The following is an 18,846-nucleotide window of genomic DNA, read 5'->3' as shown; positions in this document are numbered from 1 at the left end:
CTTGATCTCCCCCCCGCAAACGAAAACGGCCAACCCGAAGGTCAGCCGTTGCTGAGTGTTGTCACTGTTCATAAGTTATGCGAGTCGCCCTCGTACCTCCTGCTTGACGCCCCATCCTTCGATGATGCCGCCCAAAGGCTCGACCACCGCCTCGAAATCCTGCTCAAAATCGCCGATGCCGTCATAAGTGGCGTACATCACTTTGCTCAGTTCCAGGTACCACGCGCCGTCGTCGCGCACACTGATTTGCGCATTCAAGGATTCACCACAGTAATGCCCTGCCGCCCTGCGCGCCCGCTCCTCGTCCGGAAAAATGGCGTAGAACTCGATGGGATGGAATCGTGAAAAGTCGAAACCGCCTTCTTTCATGCGGCGCAACACGCTGGTGCTGATGTCTTCTTGATAGGCTGTGCTCATGAAACGTCCCCCTCAGACTGATGGATAGACTTTCCGTATTCCCGGCACTCGCAACCGAATGGGGCGAGCGATGCGGCAACAACGTTGCCGGTGGGAAGCAAGCATGTAGCTGACAAGACCAGACCTTAGCGATCCGTTCGCTGATCTCGGTTGCAGAGTAGCCTCAAGATAGAGCCACTGCCAAGGTCTGGTTAGAAATGTGACAGGAGATGTTCAGATTGGCGTGATGCTGAGGATTTCAATGCTGTTCTGGGTCTTCAGACTTTTGACAGTCGGATCATCGGCGCGCCCTTCCAGATCGTTGAGGTCCAGTTCGGCAGCCACAGGCAGGCACCGGGCGCGAATGAGCTTCGCGGCTTGTTCGTTGTTCGGGCATTCATCGCTCTCGAACACCTCGTCAACTTGTTCACCGTGATCATCAACGAAAGTGACTTTCCACTTTTGCATCAGGTGCCTCCTCGATAAAACCCATGGATGGGCTTACATGTATCTCGACATTCTTCCCCGGCCAATCGTTCAACCGGACCTTCTACATCTATAAGTGAAGCATGAAAAAAGGGCCGTCTGCGGTGTGTTTTCACACAACCTGAGAGGGCCCTTTCCGGCTTGCTCGATATCAGTCGTTGCTAGGCTTGTTCACAGCCTGCAGGACATATTGCGGCAAGGCGAACGCGCCGATGTGGATTTCCGGGTTGTAGTAGCGGGTGATGATGCCGCTGCCGGCGAAGCGCTGCTGCAGGGTTTCGCGGGACAATTTGCGATAGGCGGTATTGGTCGCGCCCCAGGCGAAGGTCATGGCGCCGCCGATGTAGGTCGGCACGGCCGCCTGATAGAAGTGCCAGTCCGGGAACAGGCTGCGCAGACGCCCGGCGGTGGTTTTGACTTCTTCAATTTGCATGAACGGCGTGCCGTTCTGGGTCACCAGGATGCCGCCTTCGTTCAGGCAGCGACGGCAGGCCTGGTAGAAGTTTTCCGAGAACAGCACTTCGCCCGGGCCAATCGGGTCGGTGGAATCAGAAATGATCACGTCGAATTTTTCGCTGGTGGTGGCGACGAAACGCATGCCGTCGTCGATCACCAGGTTCAGGCGTGGATCAGCGAACGCACCCTTGGAGTGGTTCGGCAGGAATTTCTTGCACATGTCGACCACGGTGCCGTCGATCTCGACCATGGTGATGTGCTCGATGCTGCGGTGCTTGGCCACTTCACGCAGCATGCCACCGTCGCCGCCACCGATGATCAGCACGCGCTTGGCGGTGCCATGCGCCAGGATCGGCACGTGGGTCAACATCTCGTGGTAGATGAATTCGTCGGCTTCAGTGGTCTGGATCACGCCGTCCAGCGCCATGACGCGGCCCATGCGCAGGTTTTCGAAAATCACTAGATGCTGGTGTTCGGTGCGCACTTCGTGCAGCAGTTTTTCCATGCGAAAACGCTGGCCGTAGCCTTCGTAGAGGGTTTCCAGGTACTCGCTGGTTGGCGTGTTGCTCATGGGAAGTGCTCCGATGAATGCGGATGGCAAGGCGCGAATACTACGTCGCGGCACATGACAGGTCGAACCTCGGTTGAAGACCAACCCAACCCTGTAGGAGCAAGGCTTGCCCGCGATGGGATCGCTGCGGTGCATCTGGCAGACCGCGGCGATCCCATCGCGGGCAAGCCATGCTCCTACGGGTTTGGTGGTGTTTCGGGTCAGATCCGGACGTTGCCCCGTGGCCCGGCGATGGCCCAGATGATCAGGCCCAGCACCGGCAGCAGCAGGATCAGCAGCACCCAGATGATTTTCATCCCTGTGTCGGCACCACTTTTGAGCACGTTGATGATTGCCCAGATATCCAGGGCAAGAATAATCAGGCCAATCAGACCATTGAACGTGGAACCCATGGTGTCGCTCCCTAAGAGTGGTTTGCACTCTTAGGATAGCCGGGCCTTGCGAGGGTTCCGTTTTTTAAACGTGGACGGCGATTTTGAGGGCTTCCAGCGAGGGTGCGGCAGCGATGCCGACTTTGGCGCACAACTCGAGCACGCGCGGCACGTCGTTGCCGAAGACCAGCACTACTTGCAGTTCGTCGTCGAGCAACTGACTGAAGTTCATCAGTGTGTAACCGCCGTTTTCCTTGTTCATGCTGCCCATCTGCACCTGAATGCGATTGAGTGCGGTCAGGGCTTCAGTCTTGGCCAGTTGCTTGGGCTTGATATTGAAATCAACCCCGGGGCCGAACGAGGAAACGATCTGGGCGAACAGGTCCACGTAGGTGTCGGCCTGGAACAGCACGGTCTCCGGAAGGCTGCCGACGACGACCCACTCGCCCAGCGGAATCGGGAACGTTTCGTCGTAGTTGATATCTGGATTGGCTGTCAGAAAAGCCTCGGGATCGGCGTAGGCCTGGTCCGCTTCATCAGCGACTTTCAGGATTTCGTCATCGCTCATGCACCCGGAGCTTATTTTGCTGATGAGTTCGACGAGTGCGGCTTTCATGGGGCGGAATCCTGTAGCGAGGGAATTTTGAAGGCGCGAAGGATAGCGCATTACGCCCCGCAATTCCTGTGCGCGAGCATGGCCGGGATTGTTGACCCACATCAAGATCCAGCCCCCTGGGTAGCGGCACAATACTGGCACCTTGCCAAAACTGTTTCCGCTATCAGAGAAGACCTCCATGGGTGCCTGGCTTAGCAATATCTCGCTGAAATACAAATTCTGGGCGGTCAACGCCGTCGCCTTCGTCACGACCTTGCTGCTGGTGTTGTACGCCGTACAGCTCGAACAACAGGCCCGCAGCCATGCTTACCAGGCATCGGCACAAGCCCAGGCGCGACTGCTCAGCGCCTGGCCCGCCGCGCAACCGCTCCCCAAAGCCGAAAACGTGCTGACGTTCAGTCGCGGGCAGGCACCGTTGCTGAACGGGCAGCCGGTACTGGAACTGGCCGATACCAATGGCTGGGTCGCAATCAATGCCATGCCGCTGTTCGGCGACAACCCGTTGATGGGCGCAGAAGTGTTTACGCGCATGGATGGCAACCAGGTCGCGGTGATTGCCCATGGCCCGAGCATGGCCCAGGTATTTGGCGAGCGTTTTCCCAACTACGCCGTCGCGGTGGCGATCCTGATGCTGGCGATGCTCGGCGCTTCGCAATTGTTGATCCGCTTCCTGCTCAGCCAGCTCAATACGCTGAAGGACGTGATGCTCCACGTCGAGAAAACCGGTGACCTCTCTGCACGTGTGCCGCTGGCCTGCTCTGACGAAGTCGGGCAGATGGCCAATGCCTTCAACGCCATGCAGGCCGGTTACCAGCGAGTGGTCAACACCGTCGCCAGCACCGCCCGGCAACTGGATGTCGGCGCGGCGCGGCTGGCGTCGAGCATGAACGAGGTGCGTCACGGCATGCTCGGCCAGCAAAGCGAAACCGATCAGGCCGCCACGGCGATCAATGAAATGACCGCCACGGTCTATCACATTGCCCAGCACGCCGGCGCCACCCGCGATCTCTCGCAAACCGCCGACACCCTGGCCGGCAGCGGGCAGGAAGTGGTCAGTCGGGTGCAGAAGTCGATTGCCGGCCTGTCCAGCGGAGTGCAACAGACTGCCGAGATGATTCAGCGTCTGGCCGAGGACAGTCAGAAGATCAACGGCGTGGTCAATGTGATTCACAGCATCGCCGAGCAGACCAATCTGCTGGCGCTGAATGCGGCTATCGAAGCCGCCCGTGCCGGTGAAATGGGTCGTGGGTTTGCGGTGGTCGCCGATGAAGTGCGCAATCTGGCCAAACGTGTCCAGACCTCCACTGACGAGATCACGATCATGGTTTCCGCGTTGCAGGCCGGGACTCGGGACGCGGTGGACTTCATGCAGGAAAGCTCGTTCAAGGCCGACGATTGCGTGCAGCAGGCTCAGGAGGCCGGTGCAGCGTTGGTGGAGATCACCAGCGCCGTGGCGCAGATGCGCGAAAGCAACACGCAGATCGCGGTGGCGGCCGAACAGCAGAGCCACGTGGCCGAAGAGATGAATCGGGCGGTGGTGAGCATTCGGGATGTGACCGAGAACACCGTGCAGCAGACCGTGGATTCGGCGACTACCAGCAATGAGCTGGCGGCGTTGGCGGGGGAATTGAGCAAGGCTATCGGGCAGCTGAAGCTGTAAGGCCCTCATCGCGGGCAAGCCTTGCTCCTACAGGGTGGAGGGTGTCGCAAAATCTGTGAACGACATCAATCCGTAGGAGCAAGCGGTGCGGCGATCCGACTTGCCCGCGATAGCATCAGCCCGTTCAACATCAATGTTGAACATGACACCTATCACTTCGATAGCCAGCCTTGATTCGCCGACTGGTTTGCCCCGGCCTATTCTTTGTTCAAGAGCCTCAACGAACCAAGGATTACCATCATGGGCAAACGTCACCCCAACCTCCCCGCCTGGCAATGGCGAGCGTACCCGAACAATCACCAGCACCCGACCAATCTGGTGCTGCACCTGATTGCCGTGCCGCTGTTCATCGTGGCGTTTCTGCTGATTGTCTCGGGAGTGTTCGGTCTGAGCTTCACCAATGTCGCGATTGGCGTCATCGGCCTGCTCGCCGCCCTCGGCCTGCAACGCCACGGTCACAGCCTGGAGGTGCAAGCCGCCGAGCCGTTCAGTGATCGCAAAGATGCCGTGTCACGCTTGTTGGTCGAGCAGTTTCTGACCTTCCCTCGGTTCTTCCTGAGCGGCGGCTGGTGGCGCGCCTGGCGTGAGCGCCACCGTCGTCACTGATCAGGCGAAAATCGTCACCGTCTGCCGGCTCATGGCAATCAACTGACCGTCCGCGTTCCACAATTTCGCGGCCGCATGACCGTAGCCGTCAGCGGCATGTTCGATTTCAACCAGGTATTTGCACCAGTCCAGCGTGCTCAATTCAAGCAACGGCTGGACGAATTCGATGGTCCAGGTCAGCGTGCTGCCCATCGCCGGTTTTTTCAGGTGCGGCAACAGCGCCGGTGGCCAGGCGTCGACCAGCGCCAGGATATGCGACTCGCTGACGGCCTCTTCCTTCACGTCCCCACGTAAGCGCACCCAGCCGCCCATCTCGCGGGATTTGTTGCCGGTGAACGGCAGACCGCCGACGCTCCAGCGCATCGCCAGATGACGCATGAATTCCGGGGTCACGCCTTTGACGTAAGGCAGTTCCTGGCAGTCGTCCCAGTGCTTCATCTCGGGTGCCGGTTCGGCGATCACCGCCACCTCCGACGGCCGCGACGCGCCAAAGCTGCCCTGGACCAACGTCACCACCTGGCCCTTCTGCATCGCCCGCCCCAGCACCTGGATAACCGCTTTGCCTTCGCGCAACACATCGACTTCAAAACTGACCGGCACTTCAGGCTCGACCGGGCCGACAAAGGTGATCGCCAACGACCGCACCGGACGATCCGCCGGGACTTTTGCGCGCATGGCTTCGTACTGCAAGGCGGCCACCAGGCCACCGAAACTGGCACGCCCCTGAGCCCATTCGGCCGGAATAGACAGCTCCAGCGGCTGGCTGCGGACAGCGTCGAGCAGATCGGAAAAGCGCATGGAAACCTCGGTGCAGGAAAAGGATGAAGGGATCTTAACCAGCCGGCGAGGATGGCACAGCGCTTATTCCGGCCAAAGAGACTGACAGATAGGCCGCATGCCGGACATCGATTCAAAATTCAACAGTGATCTAATGTGGGAGCGAGCCTGCTCGCGAAAGCGGTCTTTCAGCCTCATCCATGTTGGATGTGAAAACGCTTTCGCGAGCAGGCTCGCTCCCACAAGGATTTGTGGTGGTTTCAGGATTTGAAGCATGCAGCGCTGAGTTTGTCGAGGACGCGGTCGGCACGGCCTTCGGCCTTGGCCATGGCGGTTTTCCAGTCCGCGACGCAGGGCTGCAAATCGGTTTCCTGCTCGGCCATGGCCAGCCATTGCAAGCAATCGTGCCAATCGCCCAAGGCACCTTGCGCGGACTTCAAGCGCGGCATCGCCGCTTTCGGCAATCGATCCAGTTCGGGATAGGCTTCGATGCCATAGCGCACGCGCTTGATCAGCAGGCGCAAACGGTGGCGATCATGTGCCGGATCGTGCAGGGCGTTGTCGAGTTTTTTCCACTGCTTGGCCAAACGTTTTTCGATGCGCTGACGCAAACCCTTGACCAAGCCCTGACGCTGGGAGGCCCGCAGAAAACGCGGAAAGGCGTCGAGGATCATCAGCAATTGCGCCACTTCAGGGCTCGTCGCGACCGCCGGGTAAGCCTCGGCCATCTGCGCCATACGCCGATGGGCAGCCTCGGGTTGATCATGCTCGAGCAGGTACGCCGCCAGCACTTCGCGATCGCGCAACGGCGTGGTCAAGTCGCCGACCCGGGACGCCGCCGCTTCCAGCTGTTCGACCCCGGGCAAGCCGCGCAATGGCCGCAGCAAACTGCGTAAACGGCGAACCGTGGTGCGCAGATCGTGCAACGCTTCAGGGTCGGTGCGGGCACTCAAGCGTGCCTGACAGGCCAGCAAACGGACTTCCAGGCCCAGGACATGAGCCACCAACCGGTTAATCATGGGGGTTTACTCCGTAAACAGCTGCAAGCCGCCAGCCGAAATCCGGGGCGACTGACTTATTGCTTGCAGCTTAGAGCTTAGAGCGGCTTTCAGCGCCCCGCGCGTGATTCACGAATATAAAAACGCGCCTTCTCGGCTTTCCTGGAGCAACCCTCATAGGCTTCGAATTGCTGCTGGGTCTTGGCACCGGTCAGCAACGACAGCGCCTTGGAGTAGCTGACGGTCCCGGCAAAACCCTCGACTTTGGCCAGGTCCAGCTCATGCCAGGCGGCGTCGAGTTGGCTACCGCAGCTGTCACGGTAAGCGGTTTTACCGGCACAACCGGCGAGTGCCAGGGCCATCAACGGCACACAGATCCAGACTTTCATCACTCACACCTCAAAGATAGGTAAACATGCATGCAGGTAAGACGGTCTGGCGCGTGAAAAGTGCCTCGGGCCCGCAGTGGAAACTATAGAGCCCGCGAGAATACCCATTCGCCTTCCCGGAGTGTCAAAAAACGACGCACTGGCCTCGCCGAACGACCATAGCGATTGAAGCTTGCCCCTCGATAGGTGCATTGTTGAACCTTGTCAGACGAGGGCGATTCATGAAAAAGCGTGTCGCACTGGTGCTGGGCTCAGGTGGGGCCCGGGGCTACGCCCATATCGGGGTCATTGAAGAGATCGAACGGCGTGGCTACGACATCGCCTGCATCGCCGGATGTTCCATGGGCGCAGTGGTCGGCGGGATCTATGCCGCCGGCAAACTCAACGATTATCGCAACTGGATCGAAAGCCTGGATTACCTCGACGTCTTGCGTCTGGTGGACGTCAGTTTTCGTCTGGGCGCAATTCGCGGGGAAAAGGTTTTCGGGCAGATCCGCAAGATCGTCGGCGAGATCAATATCGAAGACTTGCGCATCCCCTACACGGCGGTGGCCACCGACCTGACCAACCAACAGGAAATCTGGTTTCAGGAAGGCTGCCTGCACCAGGCCATGCGCGCTTCGGCGGCGATTCCCAGCCTGTTCACCCCGGTGATGCAGGGCAACCGCATGCTGGTGGACGGCGGCATCCTCAACCCTTTACCGATCGTGCCGGTGGTGTCGAGTCATTGCGACCTGATCATCGCGGTCAACCTCAACTCCACCAACCAGCGCCACTATCAACTGCCGGTGATCCAGCGCCCGGCGGCGTTCAAGACCCGTTTCGACAGCCTGATCAGCTCGCTCGGTTCAAAACTGCCCTTCCGCCGTAAGCAGGCGGAACAATTGCTGCGGCTGGAAAAGGAAGCGTTGATGGCAGAAGCGGCCGAGATCAACCCGTGGATCGAATCCGCCGAACCCGAAGCCCAGCAACCGGCTGCCGCCCCTGAACGCGCCGGCGCGCCGAAGTCCGCCACCGGCTCGTTCATCATCGACAACGTCGGACCGGCGTCTTTGCTGGACCTGATCAACCAGAGTTTCGAGGTGATGCAAACCTCATTGGCGCAGTACAAGATCGCCGGTTACCCGCCGGATATTTTGATCAACGTGCCAAAGCGAGTGTGCCGGTTTTTCGAGTTTTACAAGGCACCGGAACTGATCGCGTTGGGGCGGGAGATTGCGCGGGATACGCTGGATCGGTATGAGAATGAGCGGGATTCCTGAGGTTCCTGGTGAACCCAAGGGCCCCATCGCGAGCAGGCTCGCTCCCACAGAGTTTTGTGGCGGTCACATGATCTGTGAACACCCGGATCACTGTGGGAGCGAGCCTGCTCGCGATGGGGCCGGATAATCCAACATAAAAACTAAAGACTGTCCTCACTCAACAACCGATACCCGACCCCAGCCTCGGTGACGATAAACCGCGGCTGAGTCGGATCATCCGCCAGTTTCTGGCGCAGGTGCCCGACCACAATCCGCAAATAGTGAGTGTCCTCGGTATGGGTCGGCCCCCAGATATCCTTGAGCAGTTGCTGCTGGGTGATGACCCGCCCGGGATGCCGCGCCAGTTGCGCCAGCACCGCGTATTCCTTGCGGGTCAGCGCTACTTCGGTGCCGTCGAGCAACACCCGGCGATACGCCAGATCCACGGTCAACGGGCCAAACGTCAGTGCCGCTTGTTGAGCTTCTCCCGCCGGAGCCTGACGCAACAACGCACGCACCCGGGCCAGAAATTCCTGAATGCCAAACGGCTTGGTCACGTAGTCGTTGGCGCCGTTGTCGAGCGCTTCGACTTTCTGCCCTTCACTGGCGCGCACCGAGAGCACCAGCACCGGCACCGTCGACCATTCGCGAAACTCGCGCAGCACTTGCTGGCCGTCCATGTCCGGCAGGCCGAGGTCGAGTACCAGCAAGTCCGGTTTATTCAGTGCAGCCTGCGCCAGGCCCTCGGTGCCGGTGCCGGCTTCCAGCACTTTGTAGCCCTGGGAAACAAGGCTGATGCGCAGGAATTTGCGGATCTGCGGTTCGTCGTCGATGACCAAAATGGTCGCGGTCTGGCTCATGAATTCACATCAACACAAAGAAGTGGCAAGAGAGTAGCGCAAGCGCGATCAGGCTTCATTTTCGGCTCTTAATTTTCAAAGGCCGGCTGAGCCTGCAACGGCAGGTGCAAAGTGATGCAGGTGCCGCGCCCTTCAATGCCATCGGCGACGCTGATCCGCCCGCCGTGAGCACCGACCATGCCCTGACAGATCGCCAGCCCCAGCCCGGTGCCTTGCCCGCCACGATCACCGCGCGCGGCGGTGTAGAACATGTCGAAAATCTTCGCCCGCTCTTCCTGCGGAATCCCCGGACCTTCATCGCTCACCGAAAAAAACAGTTCGCTGTCATCGGCCCCGGCGCGCAATTGCAGGCGGCCGTTAGACGGTGAAAACCGCGCGGCGTTTTCCAGTACGTTGACCAGCGCCTGTTCGATCAGCGCGGCGTGGACGTACAGCAACGGCAACTCTGGCGGCACTTCGGTGGTCACTTGCAATGGCGCCAGCACGGCGCGCAGACGATTGAGCGAACTGCCGACGATGTCGGCCGGCGACACCCAGTCCCGCGCCAGCTTCAGGGCGCCGTGCCCTAGGCGGGTCATGTCGAGCAGGTTCTGGATGTAGCGATCGAGGCGCTCGGCTTCATCGCGAGTGCCTTCAAGCAGTTCGCGGCGATCCTCAAGCGGGATCGCCTCACCGAGGGCCAACAGGCTGTCGATGCTGCCGCGCATGGAGGTCAGCGGCGTGCGCAAATCATGGGACACCGAGGCCAGCAAGGCACTGCGCAATTGCTCGGTCTCGCCGTGCAGCCGAGCGGCTTCCAGGTCTTCAGCCAGTTGCGCCCGGGCCAGCGCCTGGGCCAGTGGCTGACTCAGTGCGGTTAACAAACGCCGACGCTGACCGCTCAAGGTCTGGCCCTCTTTGGCACACACACCGAGCAATGCCAGCGGCCCGTCTTCCACTGACAACGGCCACCACCACCAACGCCCGAACGGCAGCGTACCGGTGCCCGCGCCGGCCGGTTGATCGTGTTGCCAAGCCCAATCGGCTGCGGCGCGCTCGGCTTCGGAAAACTCCAACGGGCCACCGGTTTCGACCTTCCAGCCGCCCTGCCCGTCTTGATTGAGCAGGCAGAGTTGCAGATCACTCCAGCCATCGAGGTGCTGGGCCGCTGCGCTGACCACCGCCTGGCGGTCGGTGGCAGCGGTGAGTTTGCGCGACAGGTCGAGCAGTTCGGTGGTCTCTTCCTGGGTGTCGCGCAGCGCCTGCAATTGCCGCCGTTGCCGGGCCGCGAGGTTACCGGTGAGCGCCGCCATCAGCAGGAAGAACAGCAAGGTCAGCACATCTTCTTCGCGTTGGATGGCGAACGAGAAATTCGGCGGGATGAACAGAAAGTCATAGGTCAGAAACGACAGCGCCGCACAGGCCAACGCTGGGCCGAGGCTGCTGCGCACCGCCACCAGCAACACTGCGGCGAGGAACACCAGCGAGATATTGGGCAGCGGCAAGACACTCGCCACCGCCCAGGCCAATGCACTGGCGAGCACCGTCGCCACCAGCGCCAGCGCGTAGTCGAACCACACCAGTGCCTGCGCCGAACGCTGACGCGGCTGATGTTGTTCGTGATCACTGTCGAGGACGTTGATTTCCAGTCCGCGCGCATCGCGCAACAAACGCGACGCCAGACCGCCGCCGAACAACCGCCGACGCAAACGCTGCCGGGACTGACCGACCAACACCAGACTCGCACGGCGTTCGGCGGCATGCTGGATCAGGGTTTTCGCCACCTCACCGGCGCGCAGCAGCACCACCTCGCCGCCGAGGCGTTCGGCCAATTGCTGGGCGCTTTGCAGGCGCAGGCGCGACTGTTCGTCAGGCACGCTGCCGTTGTCCACATGCACCAGGCTCCACGGCAAATGCCGACGCTGGGCGACGCGACTGGCGTGACGCACCAGACGCTCAGCCTGTGCATCGCCATCGACGCCGACCAACAAGCGACCGCGCACCGCTGGCGCCGCTTGGCCGAGCTGGCGATAGCCCTGAGTCAAATCATCATCGACCTGAGCAGCGGCGGTTTGCATCGCCAGTTCACGCAGGGCCGTGAGGTTGGTCTGGGTAAAGAAAGCGTCGATAGCCGCCCTCGCCTGCTCCGGCACGTAAACCTTGCCATCGCGCAAACGCTCGAGCAGCTCGCGCGGCGGCAGGTCGATCAGCAGCAGTTCGTAGGCTTCTTGCAGCACCCAGTCCGGCAGGGTTTCGCGGACCTGCACACCCGTGATGCCGCGCACTTTGTCGTTAAGACTTTCCAGGTGCTGGACGTTGACCGTGGTGTACACGTCGATGCCTGCCGCGAGCAGTTCCTGAATGTCCTGCCAGCGTTTGGTGTGGCGACTGCCGGGGGCGTTGCTGTGGGCCAGTTCGTCCACCAGCACCAGTTTCGGTTTGGCTGCGAGCAGGCCGTCGAGGTCCATTTCTTCGAGCATCACGCCACGGTATTCCGAGCGCACCAACGGCTGCTGCGGCAAGCCGCCGAGCAACGCTTCGGTCTCGGCGCGACCATGGGTTTCGACCACGCCGGCAATGACTTTCACGCCCTGACGCAGTTGGGTATGGGCCGCTTGCAGCATGGCGTAAGTCTTGCCGACACCGGGCGCGGCGCCGAGAAAAACCTTGAGCCGGCCACGGCCGTCGCGGGGCAGGTCTGCTAACAGCGCGTCGGCGCGGCCGGAGTCACTCATGGTTGAAGCTCACTTTATTCAGATGTTGATGTGGTGATTGTTCGGCCGCCATCGCGAGCAGGCTCACTCCCACATTTTGGAATGCATTCCCCTGTGGGAGCGAGCCTGCTCGCGATTAGCGGCGCCACCGATCTACAGGTTTTCCAGCGCCATATTCAGCGCCAGAACATTCACCACCGGCGGCCCCACCAATGGCTGCTCGATGTGCGCATCCATCAATTGTTGAAGGGTCGCCACCGGCAGATTGCGCGCCGCTGCAACACGCGCCAGTTGATAGGCAATCGCGGCCGGTGGCAAGTGTGGATCGAGACCGCTGCCGGAGGTGGTGACCATCGCCAATGGCACCGGACCCTGGCCGGGCACCTGCAGTTTGTTGGCATCGTCGATCACCCGAGTGGCCAACGCCGGGTTGCTCGGCGAAAGGTTACTGGCACTGCTCGACACGGTGGCAAATGCACCGGCCGATGGCCGTGGATGGAACCAGGCGTCACCGACGAAATCTTGCGCAATCAGCGACGAGCCGCGGACCTTGCCATCGGCGTCATGAACCAGACTGCCATTGGCTTGATCGGGGAACGCGACCTGGGCAACACCGGTAACCACCAGTGGATAGGCGACGCCGGTGATCAGGGTCATCAGGACAAGCAGGCTCAGGGCCGGGCGTATCATTGTGGACATTTCAAAATCCTCGAAATTGGAGAAGTAGTGGGGTGTCAGGGAAATCCACCCCTCACCCCAGCCCTCTCCCCACGGGGGAGAGGGGGAAAGGGAGCCGATTTTTGTGCCTTTCAAAACCTGCGTTCGACTCGATCTTTCAGGTCGCTAAATTTCGCAAGACATCCGAGATCAGTCCCCTCTCCCCACGGGGGAGAGGGGGGAAAGGGAGCCGATTTTTGTGCCTTTCAAAACCTGCGTTCGACTCGATCCTTCAGGTCGCTAAATTTCGCAAGACATCCGAGATCAGTCCCCTCTCCCCCGGGAGAGGGTTAGGGTGAGGGGAGCGATGTCAGCCTCAAACCAAATGCAACGCCGTCAACAGCATGTCGATCGCCTTGATCCCCACAAACGGCACCACAATCCCGCCCAATCCATAGATCAACAGATTGCGTCGCAGCAACGCCGCCGCACTCGCCGCCTGCACCCGCACACCGCGCAATGCCAATGGAATCAGCACCACAATGATCAAGGCGTTGAACACAATCGCCGAGAGAATCGCGCTCTGCGGACTGCTCAGGTGCATGACGTTCAGCACGCCCAGTTGCGGGTAGATCGAGGCGAACAGAGCCGGCAAAATCGCGAAGTATTTGGCGACGTCGTTGGCGATGGAAAACGTCGTCAGCGCACCACGGGTCACCAGCAATTCCTTGCCGATCTGCACCACGTCCAGCAGCTTGGTCGGATCGCTGTCGAGGTCGACCATGTTCGCCGCCTCGCGCGCCGCTTGCGTGCCGTCGTTCATCGCCATGCCCACGTCCGCCTGAGCCAGGGCCGGGGCGTCGTTGGCGCCATCGCCGCACATGGCGACCAGGCGACCGTCGTTCTGCTCGTGGCGAATGCGCGCCAGTTTTTTCTCCGGTGTGGCTTCAGCCAGCACATCATCCACGCCCGCCTCGGCCGCAATCGCTGCAGCGGTCAGCGGGTTGTCGCCGGTCACCATGACGGTGCGAATCCCCAGTTTTCGCAGCTCGGCGAAACGCTCGCGAATGCCGGGTTTGACCACGTCCTTGAGGTGGATCGCGCCGAGCAATTTACCGTCGGCACAGACCAGCAACGGGGTGCCGCCGCTTTGGGCGATCTTGTCGATTTCCCGGGACAGCGGTGCGGCCAGATCGGCGCGTTTCAGGCCGACGAAGGCCAGTAACGAATCCACCGCGCCTTTGCGATAGACCCGGCCCTGATAGTCGACACCGGACAAACGCGTCTCGGCGCTGAACGGCACCGCAGTCAGCAGCTCTGCGGAAGGCTCAGGCTGTGGATGAATCCCGCGCAGGTACTCAACGATGGATTTGCCTTCAGCAGTGTCATCGGCCAGCGAAGCGAATAGCGCACCTTCGGCCAGCTCTTTGCTGCTCACACCCGGCGCGGCATAGACCGCGGTGCAACGGCGGTTACCGAAGGTGATGGTGCCGGTTTTGTCCAGCAGCAGGACGTGTACATCCCCCGCCGCTTCCACCGCACGACCGGATTTGGCGATCACGTTCAGGCGCACCAGACGGTCCATCCCGGCGATACCGATGGCCGACAACAGACCGCCAATGGTGGTCGGAATCAGCGTGACCAATAACGCCACCAGAAACACCAGCGGCAGGCTGCCGTTGGCGAAGTGGGCGAACGGTTGCAGGGTGACGACCACCAACAGAAAGATCAGGGTCAGGCCGATCAGGAGGATGTCGAGCGCCACTTCGTTCGGGGTTTTCTGGCGTTTGGCGCCTTCGACCAGGGCGATCATGCGGTCCAGTGTCGACTCGCCCGGGTTGGCGGTGATGCGCACCAACAGCCAGTCGGACACCAATCGGGTGTTGCCGGTGACGGCCGAACGGTCGCCGCCGGATTCGCGAATCACCGGCGCGGATTCACCGGTAATCGCCGCTTCGTTGACCGCGGCGATACCTTCAATCACCTCGCCGTCACCGGGGATCATTTCCCCCGCTTCAACGCGGACCACATCGCCCTTGCGCAGGCTGGTGGCCGGCACGACTTGAAAGGCGCCGTTGCTGGTTTTGCGCCGGGCACTCAGGCCCTCGCTACCGGCCTTGAGGCTGTCGGCGCGGGCCTTGCCGCGACCTTCGGCCAGTGCTTCGGCGAAGTTGGCGAACAGCACGGTGAACCACAACCACAAGGCGATTTGTGCGGCGACAAAAGTTGGCACGCTGCTGTCGGGAATGAAGCACAGCACGGTGGTCAGGATTGCGGTCAGTTCGACCACCAGCATCACCGGCGCACGCTGCAATTGCCGAGGGTCGAGCTTGACGAAGGCTTGCACCAGCGCCGGACGCCAGAGGGCCGAGATCGCGGTTTTCGGTTGTTCCGGCGCCTTGACGACGGCGGTTTTGCTTACAGGCATATTCATGATGGATTCCTTAGAAGCCCATACTCAAATGTTCAGCAATAGGACCCAGCGCCAATGTCGGCAGGAAGGTCAAACCACCCACCAGCAAAATGGTCACGGTCAGCAAGGTCACGAACAGCGGGCCATGGGTCGGGAAGCTGTTCTGGCCAATCGGCGCGGTTTTCTTCATCGCCAGGCTGCCGGCCAACGCCAGTACCGGGAGGATGTAACCGAAGCGACCGATCAACATGCCCAGACCCAGCATCAGGTTGTGGAACGCGGTGTTGGCACCGAAGCCGCCAAACGCCGAGCCATTGTTGGCGCTGGCCGAGGTGTAGGCGTACAGCAACTGGCTGAAGCCGTGGGCACCAGGGTTACTCACCGCCGCAACCGGGCCGGGCAAGCTCGCGGCAATCGCGCCGAGTACCAGCACGCCGACCGGCATCACCAACAAGGTCACGACCAGCAACTGGACTTCCTTCGCCTGCAATTTCTTGCCGAGGTATTCCGGCGTGCGGCCGATCATCAGGCCGGCGAGGAACACCGCGATCAACACGTTCAGCAACATGCCGTAGAGCCCGGCACCGACGCCGCCGAAGATCACTTCGCCGACCATCATGTTGACCATCGCGACCATGCCGGTCAGCGGGTTGAGGCTGTCGTGCATGGCGTTGACCGAACCGTTGGACGCCGCCGTGGTAGTCACCGACCACAGCACGGTGGCGGTGGTGCCGAAGCGTGCTTCCTTGCCTTCCAGCGGCGCGGTCTGTTCGACGGCGACATTGTTCAGGGTCGGGTTCGGCTGGTATTCAGCCCACAGCGACGTCGCACCGCCGATCAGGAACAGCGCCAGCATGCAGGCGATGATCGCGCGGCTCTGACGCAGGTCTTTCACGTAGTGGCCGAAGGTGAACACCAGCGCCACCGGAATCAGAATGATCGAGCCGACTTCAAACAGGTTGCTCCACGCCGTCGGGTTCTCGAACGGGTGCGCCGAGTTGACGCCGAAGAAGCCACCGCCGTTAGTGCCCAGTTGCTTGATCGCAATCTGACTGGCGGCCGGGCCGAGCGGGATCACCTGATCGACGCCTTGCATCGTCACGGCATTCACGTACTGAGCGAAGGTTTGCGGCACGCCCTGCCAGACCAGATACAGCGCCAGCAGCAGGCACAGCGGCAGCAAGCCGTAGAGGGTGGCGCGGGTCATGTCGACCCAGAAGTTGCCGAGGGTCTTGCTCGACTTGCGACCGATACCGCGACACAGAGCTACCAACACGGCGAGGCCGGTGGCGGCGCTGACGAAGTTCTGCACGGTGAGGCCGACCATCTGACTCAGGTAGCTCAGGGTCGCTTCGCCGCTGTAGGACTGCCAGTTGGTATTGGTCATGAAGCTGACGGCAGTATTGAACGCTTGCGTCCACTCCTGACCCGGCAGGTTTTGCGGATTCAGTGGCAAGTAATCCTGAAACAACAGGATCGCGAACAACAGCAAAAAGCCCGCGAGGTTGAAGGCGAGCAAGGCCAGGGTGTATTTCTGCCAGCTCTGTTCGGCCTGCGGATCAACGCCGGCCACCCGATAACACCCGCGCTCCAACGGTCCGAGAATCGGCGAAAGCCAGGTGCGCTGACCTTCCATCACCTTGTAGTAGAAGCGCCCCAGAAACGGTGCCGGAATCAGCACCAGGGCGAAGAAGGCGAGGATCAGCCAATAGTCATAACTGTGCATAGCCGCTCCTAGTTCCGGTCCGCGCGCAACAGCGCAACCAACAGATAAATGAACAGCCCCACTGCCAATAGCAGTGACACCCCGTCCAGAACGCTCATGGAAGTTCTCCGTGTTACGGCGTATTGCCGCGTGTGGAGTCATTGTCGGTAGGGAGGCTGTAAAGGAACGAGAGCGAGGGTGTTGGCTGTGCATAAAGAAAGCGTAAAGAGTGGGTTTATGCCGGCGTTACAGTGGTTTTTTTGCGGCGTGTGGGCAGGCCTCATCGCGGGCAAGCCTTGCTCCTACAGGTTCTCTGCGAACCCGATTTTGTAGGAGCAAGGCTTGCCCGCGATGGCGGCATAACAAACACCGTTGCCCCCAACTGGCGCACAAAACACTGACATCCAGCACCGAATATCCCCGATACGACGCCTTTCTGCACTTTACGACCGCGATCACAACACTGGCACGCCCACTGCAAACGCCCTCTCCCGAGCTTTCCAAACCGTTCAGGGAGCAACGCATGAACACACAACTCAAACCCACGCTGGGCACGTTGCACTTGTGGGGCATTGCAGTCGGGCTGGTGATTTCCGGTGAATACTTCGGCTGGAGTTACGGCTGGGGCGTGGCGGGCACACTCGGTTTTCTGGTGACCTCCTTCATGGTCGCCACGATGTATACCTGCTTCATCTTCAGTTTCACCGAACTGACCACCGCGATTCCTCACGCTGGCGGTCCCTTTGCCTACAGCCGTCGCGCCTTTGGCGAGAAAGGCGGATTGATCGCGGGGCTGGCGACACTGATTGAATTTGTCTTCGCCCCGCCGGCCATCGCTCTGGCGATCGGTGCGTATCTGAACGTGCAGTTTCCAGCGCTTGATCCAAAACACGCGGCGGTCGGCGCCTACATCGTGTTCATGGGCCTGAACATCCTCGGGGTGAAACTGGCCGCAACCTTCGAACTGGTGGTCTGCGTTCTCGCAGTGGCCGAACTGCTGGTGTTCATGGGCGTGGTCGCCCCGGCGTTCAGCTTCAGTAACTTCGCGCTGAACGGCTGGGCCGGTTCCGATGTGTTCGGTGCGCCGGCGATTGCCGGGATGTTCGCGGCGATTCCGTTCGCTATCTGGTTTTTCCTGGCCATCGAAGGCGCCGCCATGGCCGCCGAAGAAGCCAAGGATCCGAAACGCACGATTCCGAAGGCCTACATCAGCGGCATTCTGACGCTGGTATTGCTGGCGATGGGCGTGATGTTCTTTGCCGGCGGCGTCGGTGACTGGCGCACCTTGTCGAACATCAACGACCCGCTGCCACAAGCGATGAAAACCGTGGTTGGCGAAAGTTCGGGCTGGTTGCACATGCTGGTGTGGATCGGCCTGTTCGGCCTGGTGGCGAGTTTCCACGGGATTATCCTCGGCTACTCGCGGCAGTTCTTCGCCCTCGCCCGGGCCGGTTACCTGCCGGTGTCCCTGGCCAAGTTGTCACGTTTTCAGACCCCGCACCGGGCAATCATCGCCGGTGGCGTGATCGGCATTGCCGCGATTTATAGCGATGGTTTGATCAACCTGGGCGGCATGACGCTGACGGCGGCGATGATCACGATGGCGGTATTCGGCGCGATCGTGATGTACATCATGAGCATGCTCAGCCTGTTCAAACTGCGCAAAACCGAACCGAATCTGGAGCGTACCTTTCGCGCGCCGTGCTATCCGCTGGTGCCGTTGATTGCACTGGTGCTGGCGGTGGTCTGCCTGGTGGCGATGGCCTGGTTCAACACGCTGATCGGGTTGATCTTCCTGGGCTTCATGGCCGCGGGTTTCGTGTACTTCATGCTCACGGCGCAATTGCGTGCCGATGCGCCGGCAGACGCGATGCTGACAGGGCTCTAAACAGGCGAAGTGCGGCTGTCAGAACAGGCATAGAATGGAACCACTGCGAAAATTAATCGCTCA

General features: G+C 60.8%; 18 protein-coding genes. 4 read left to right on the top strand and 14 right to left on the bottom strand.

What is annotated here, in order from left to right:
* Window positions 1-75 precede the first annotated feature (75 nt).
* The 5 genes from PMI27_RS05300 to PMI27_RS05320 form a co-directional block, all read right to left on the bottom strand.
* On the bottom strand, window positions 76-417 hold the full coding sequence (locus tag PMI27_RS05300) for a ribonuclease E inhibitor RraB (protein WP_008148805.1): 342 nt from the start codon (window positions 415-417) through the stop codon (window positions 76-78).
* 213 nt (window positions 418-630) lie between these two features.
* Window positions 631-864, bottom strand: coding sequence for a hypothetical protein (locus PMI27_RS05305; protein ID WP_008148802.1), 234 nt, complete (start codon window positions 862-864; stop codon window positions 631-633).
* Window positions 865-1,033: 169 nt separating this feature from the next.
* A complete protein-coding gene (gene speE, locus PMI27_RS05310) occupies window positions 1,034-1,909 on the bottom strand; it encodes a polyamine aminopropyltransferase (protein WP_008148800.1) in 876 nt (291 codons plus the stop codon).
* A 200-nt stretch (window positions 1,910-2,109) separates the two neighbouring features.
* Window positions 2,110-2,301 carry a PLDc N-terminal domain-containing protein gene (locus PMI27_RS05315; RefSeq protein ID WP_008148797.1) on the bottom strand — a complete coding sequence of 64 codons (192 nt, stop codon included), beginning with the start codon at window positions 2,299-2,301 and terminating at the stop codon, window positions 2,110-2,112.
* A 64-nt stretch (window positions 2,302-2,365) separates the two neighbouring features.
* Complete coding sequence (locus PMI27_RS05320; RefSeq protein ID WP_008148794.1) at window positions 2,366-2,896, bottom strand: hypothetical protein; 531 nt, start codon at window positions 2,894-2,896, stop codon at window positions 2,366-2,368.
* A 178-nt stretch (window positions 2,897-3,074) separates the two neighbouring features.
* Here PMI27_RS05320 and PMI27_RS05325 point away from each other — a divergent pair, with 178 nt between their 5' ends.
* Both PMI27_RS05325 and PMI27_RS05330 read left to right on the top strand, forming a co-directional pair.
* Window positions 3,075-4,556 (top strand): methyl-accepting chemotaxis protein, encoded by a 1,482-nt coding sequence (locus PMI27_RS05325; RefSeq protein ID WP_008148792.1) that lies wholly within the window; start codon window positions 3,075-3,077, stop codon window positions 4,554-4,556.
* Between the two features lie 240 nt (window positions 4,557-4,796).
* Window positions 4,797-5,162, top strand: coding sequence for a hypothetical protein (locus PMI27_RS05330; protein WP_008148791.1), 366 nt, complete (start codon window positions 4,797-4,799; stop codon window positions 5,160-5,162).
* On the opposite strand, the gene PMI27_RS05335 is transcribed toward PMI27_RS05330, so the two are convergent.
* The 3 genes from PMI27_RS05335 to PMI27_RS05345 form a co-directional block, all read right to left on the bottom strand.
* Window positions 5,163-5,960, bottom strand: coding sequence for an acyl-CoA thioesterase (locus PMI27_RS05335; RefSeq protein ID WP_008148789.1), 798 nt, complete (start codon window positions 5,958-5,960; stop codon window positions 5,163-5,165).
* A gap of 239 nt (window positions 5,961-6,199) precedes the next feature.
* On the bottom strand, window positions 6,200-6,958 hold the full coding sequence (locus PMI27_RS05340) for a CHAD domain-containing protein (protein ID WP_008148787.1): 759 nt from the start codon (window positions 6,956-6,958) through the stop codon (window positions 6,200-6,202).
* An 89-nt stretch (window positions 6,959-7,047) separates the two neighbouring features.
* Window positions 7,048-7,326, bottom strand: a complete 279-nt coding sequence (locus PMI27_RS05345) for a hypothetical protein (RefSeq protein WP_008148784.1) — start codon at window positions 7,324-7,326, stop codon at window positions 7,048-7,050.
* A 221-nt stretch (window positions 7,327-7,547) separates the two neighbouring features.
* On the opposite strand from PMI27_RS05345, the gene PMI27_RS05350 reads away from it, so the two are divergent.
* Window positions 7,548-8,588, top strand: a complete 1,041-nt coding sequence (locus tag PMI27_RS05350) for a patatin-like phospholipase family protein (protein ID WP_008148782.1) — start codon at window positions 7,548-7,550, stop codon at window positions 8,586-8,588.
* Between the two features lie 140 nt (window positions 8,589-8,728).
* Here the strand turns inward: PMI27_RS05350 and PMI27_RS05355 are convergent, their stop codons facing one another.
* The 6 genes from PMI27_RS05355 to kdpF all read right to left on the bottom strand — a co-directional run bounded on the left by PMI27_RS05355 (window position 8,729) and on the right by kdpF (window position 17,014).
* On the bottom strand, window positions 8,729-9,427 hold the full coding sequence (locus PMI27_RS05355; protein ID WP_008148780.1) for a response regulator: 699 nt from the start codon (window positions 9,425-9,427) through the stop codon (window positions 8,729-8,731).
* 68 nt (window positions 9,428-9,495) lie between these two features.
* On the bottom strand, window positions 9,496-12,141 hold the full coding sequence (locus tag PMI27_RS05360) for a sensor histidine kinase (RefSeq protein ID WP_008148778.1): 2,646 nt from the start codon (window positions 12,139-12,141) through the stop codon (window positions 9,496-9,498).
* A gap of 132 nt (window positions 12,142-12,273) precedes the next feature.
* Window positions 12,274-12,819 (bottom strand): potassium-transporting ATPase subunit KdpC, encoded by a 546-nt coding sequence (gene kdpC, locus PMI27_RS05365; protein ID WP_008148776.1) that lies wholly within the window; start codon window positions 12,817-12,819, stop codon window positions 12,274-12,276.
* Between the two features lie 334 nt (window positions 12,820-13,153).
* Complete coding sequence (gene kdpB, locus PMI27_RS05370) at window positions 13,154-15,211, bottom strand: potassium-transporting ATPase subunit KdpB (protein ID WP_008148773.1); 2,058 nt, start codon at window positions 15,209-15,211, stop codon at window positions 13,154-13,156.
* Window positions 15,212-15,221: 10 nt separating this feature from the next.
* Window positions 15,222-16,916, bottom strand: coding sequence for a potassium-transporting ATPase subunit KdpA (kdpA, locus tag PMI27_RS05375; RefSeq protein ID WP_008148771.1), 1,695 nt, complete (start codon window positions 16,914-16,916; stop codon window positions 15,222-15,224).
* Between the two features lie 8 nt (window positions 16,917-16,924).
* Complete coding sequence (gene kdpF, locus PMI27_RS30750) at window positions 16,925-17,014, bottom strand: K(+)-transporting ATPase subunit F (protein WP_007899818.1); 90 nt, start codon at window positions 17,012-17,014, stop codon at window positions 16,925-16,927.
* A 404-nt stretch (window positions 17,015-17,418) separates the two neighbouring features.
* Between kdpF and eat the strand changes: the two genes are divergently transcribed.
* A complete protein-coding gene (gene eat / locus PMI27_RS05380) occupies window positions 17,419-18,783 on the top strand; it encodes an ethanolamine permease (protein ID WP_008148767.1) in 1,365 nt (454 codons plus the stop codon).
* Window positions 18,784-18,846: the final 63 nt, after the last annotated feature.

The sequence above is a fragment of the Pseudomonas sp. GM41(2012) genome (assembly GCF_000282315.2).
In the GTDB taxonomy this organism is placed as follows: Bacteria; Pseudomonadota; Gammaproteobacteria; order Pseudomonadales; family Pseudomonadaceae; genus Aquipseudomonas.
The sequence above is the reverse complement of the archived record's forward strand: the minus strand, read 5'-3'. Positions and strand labels throughout refer to the sequence as shown.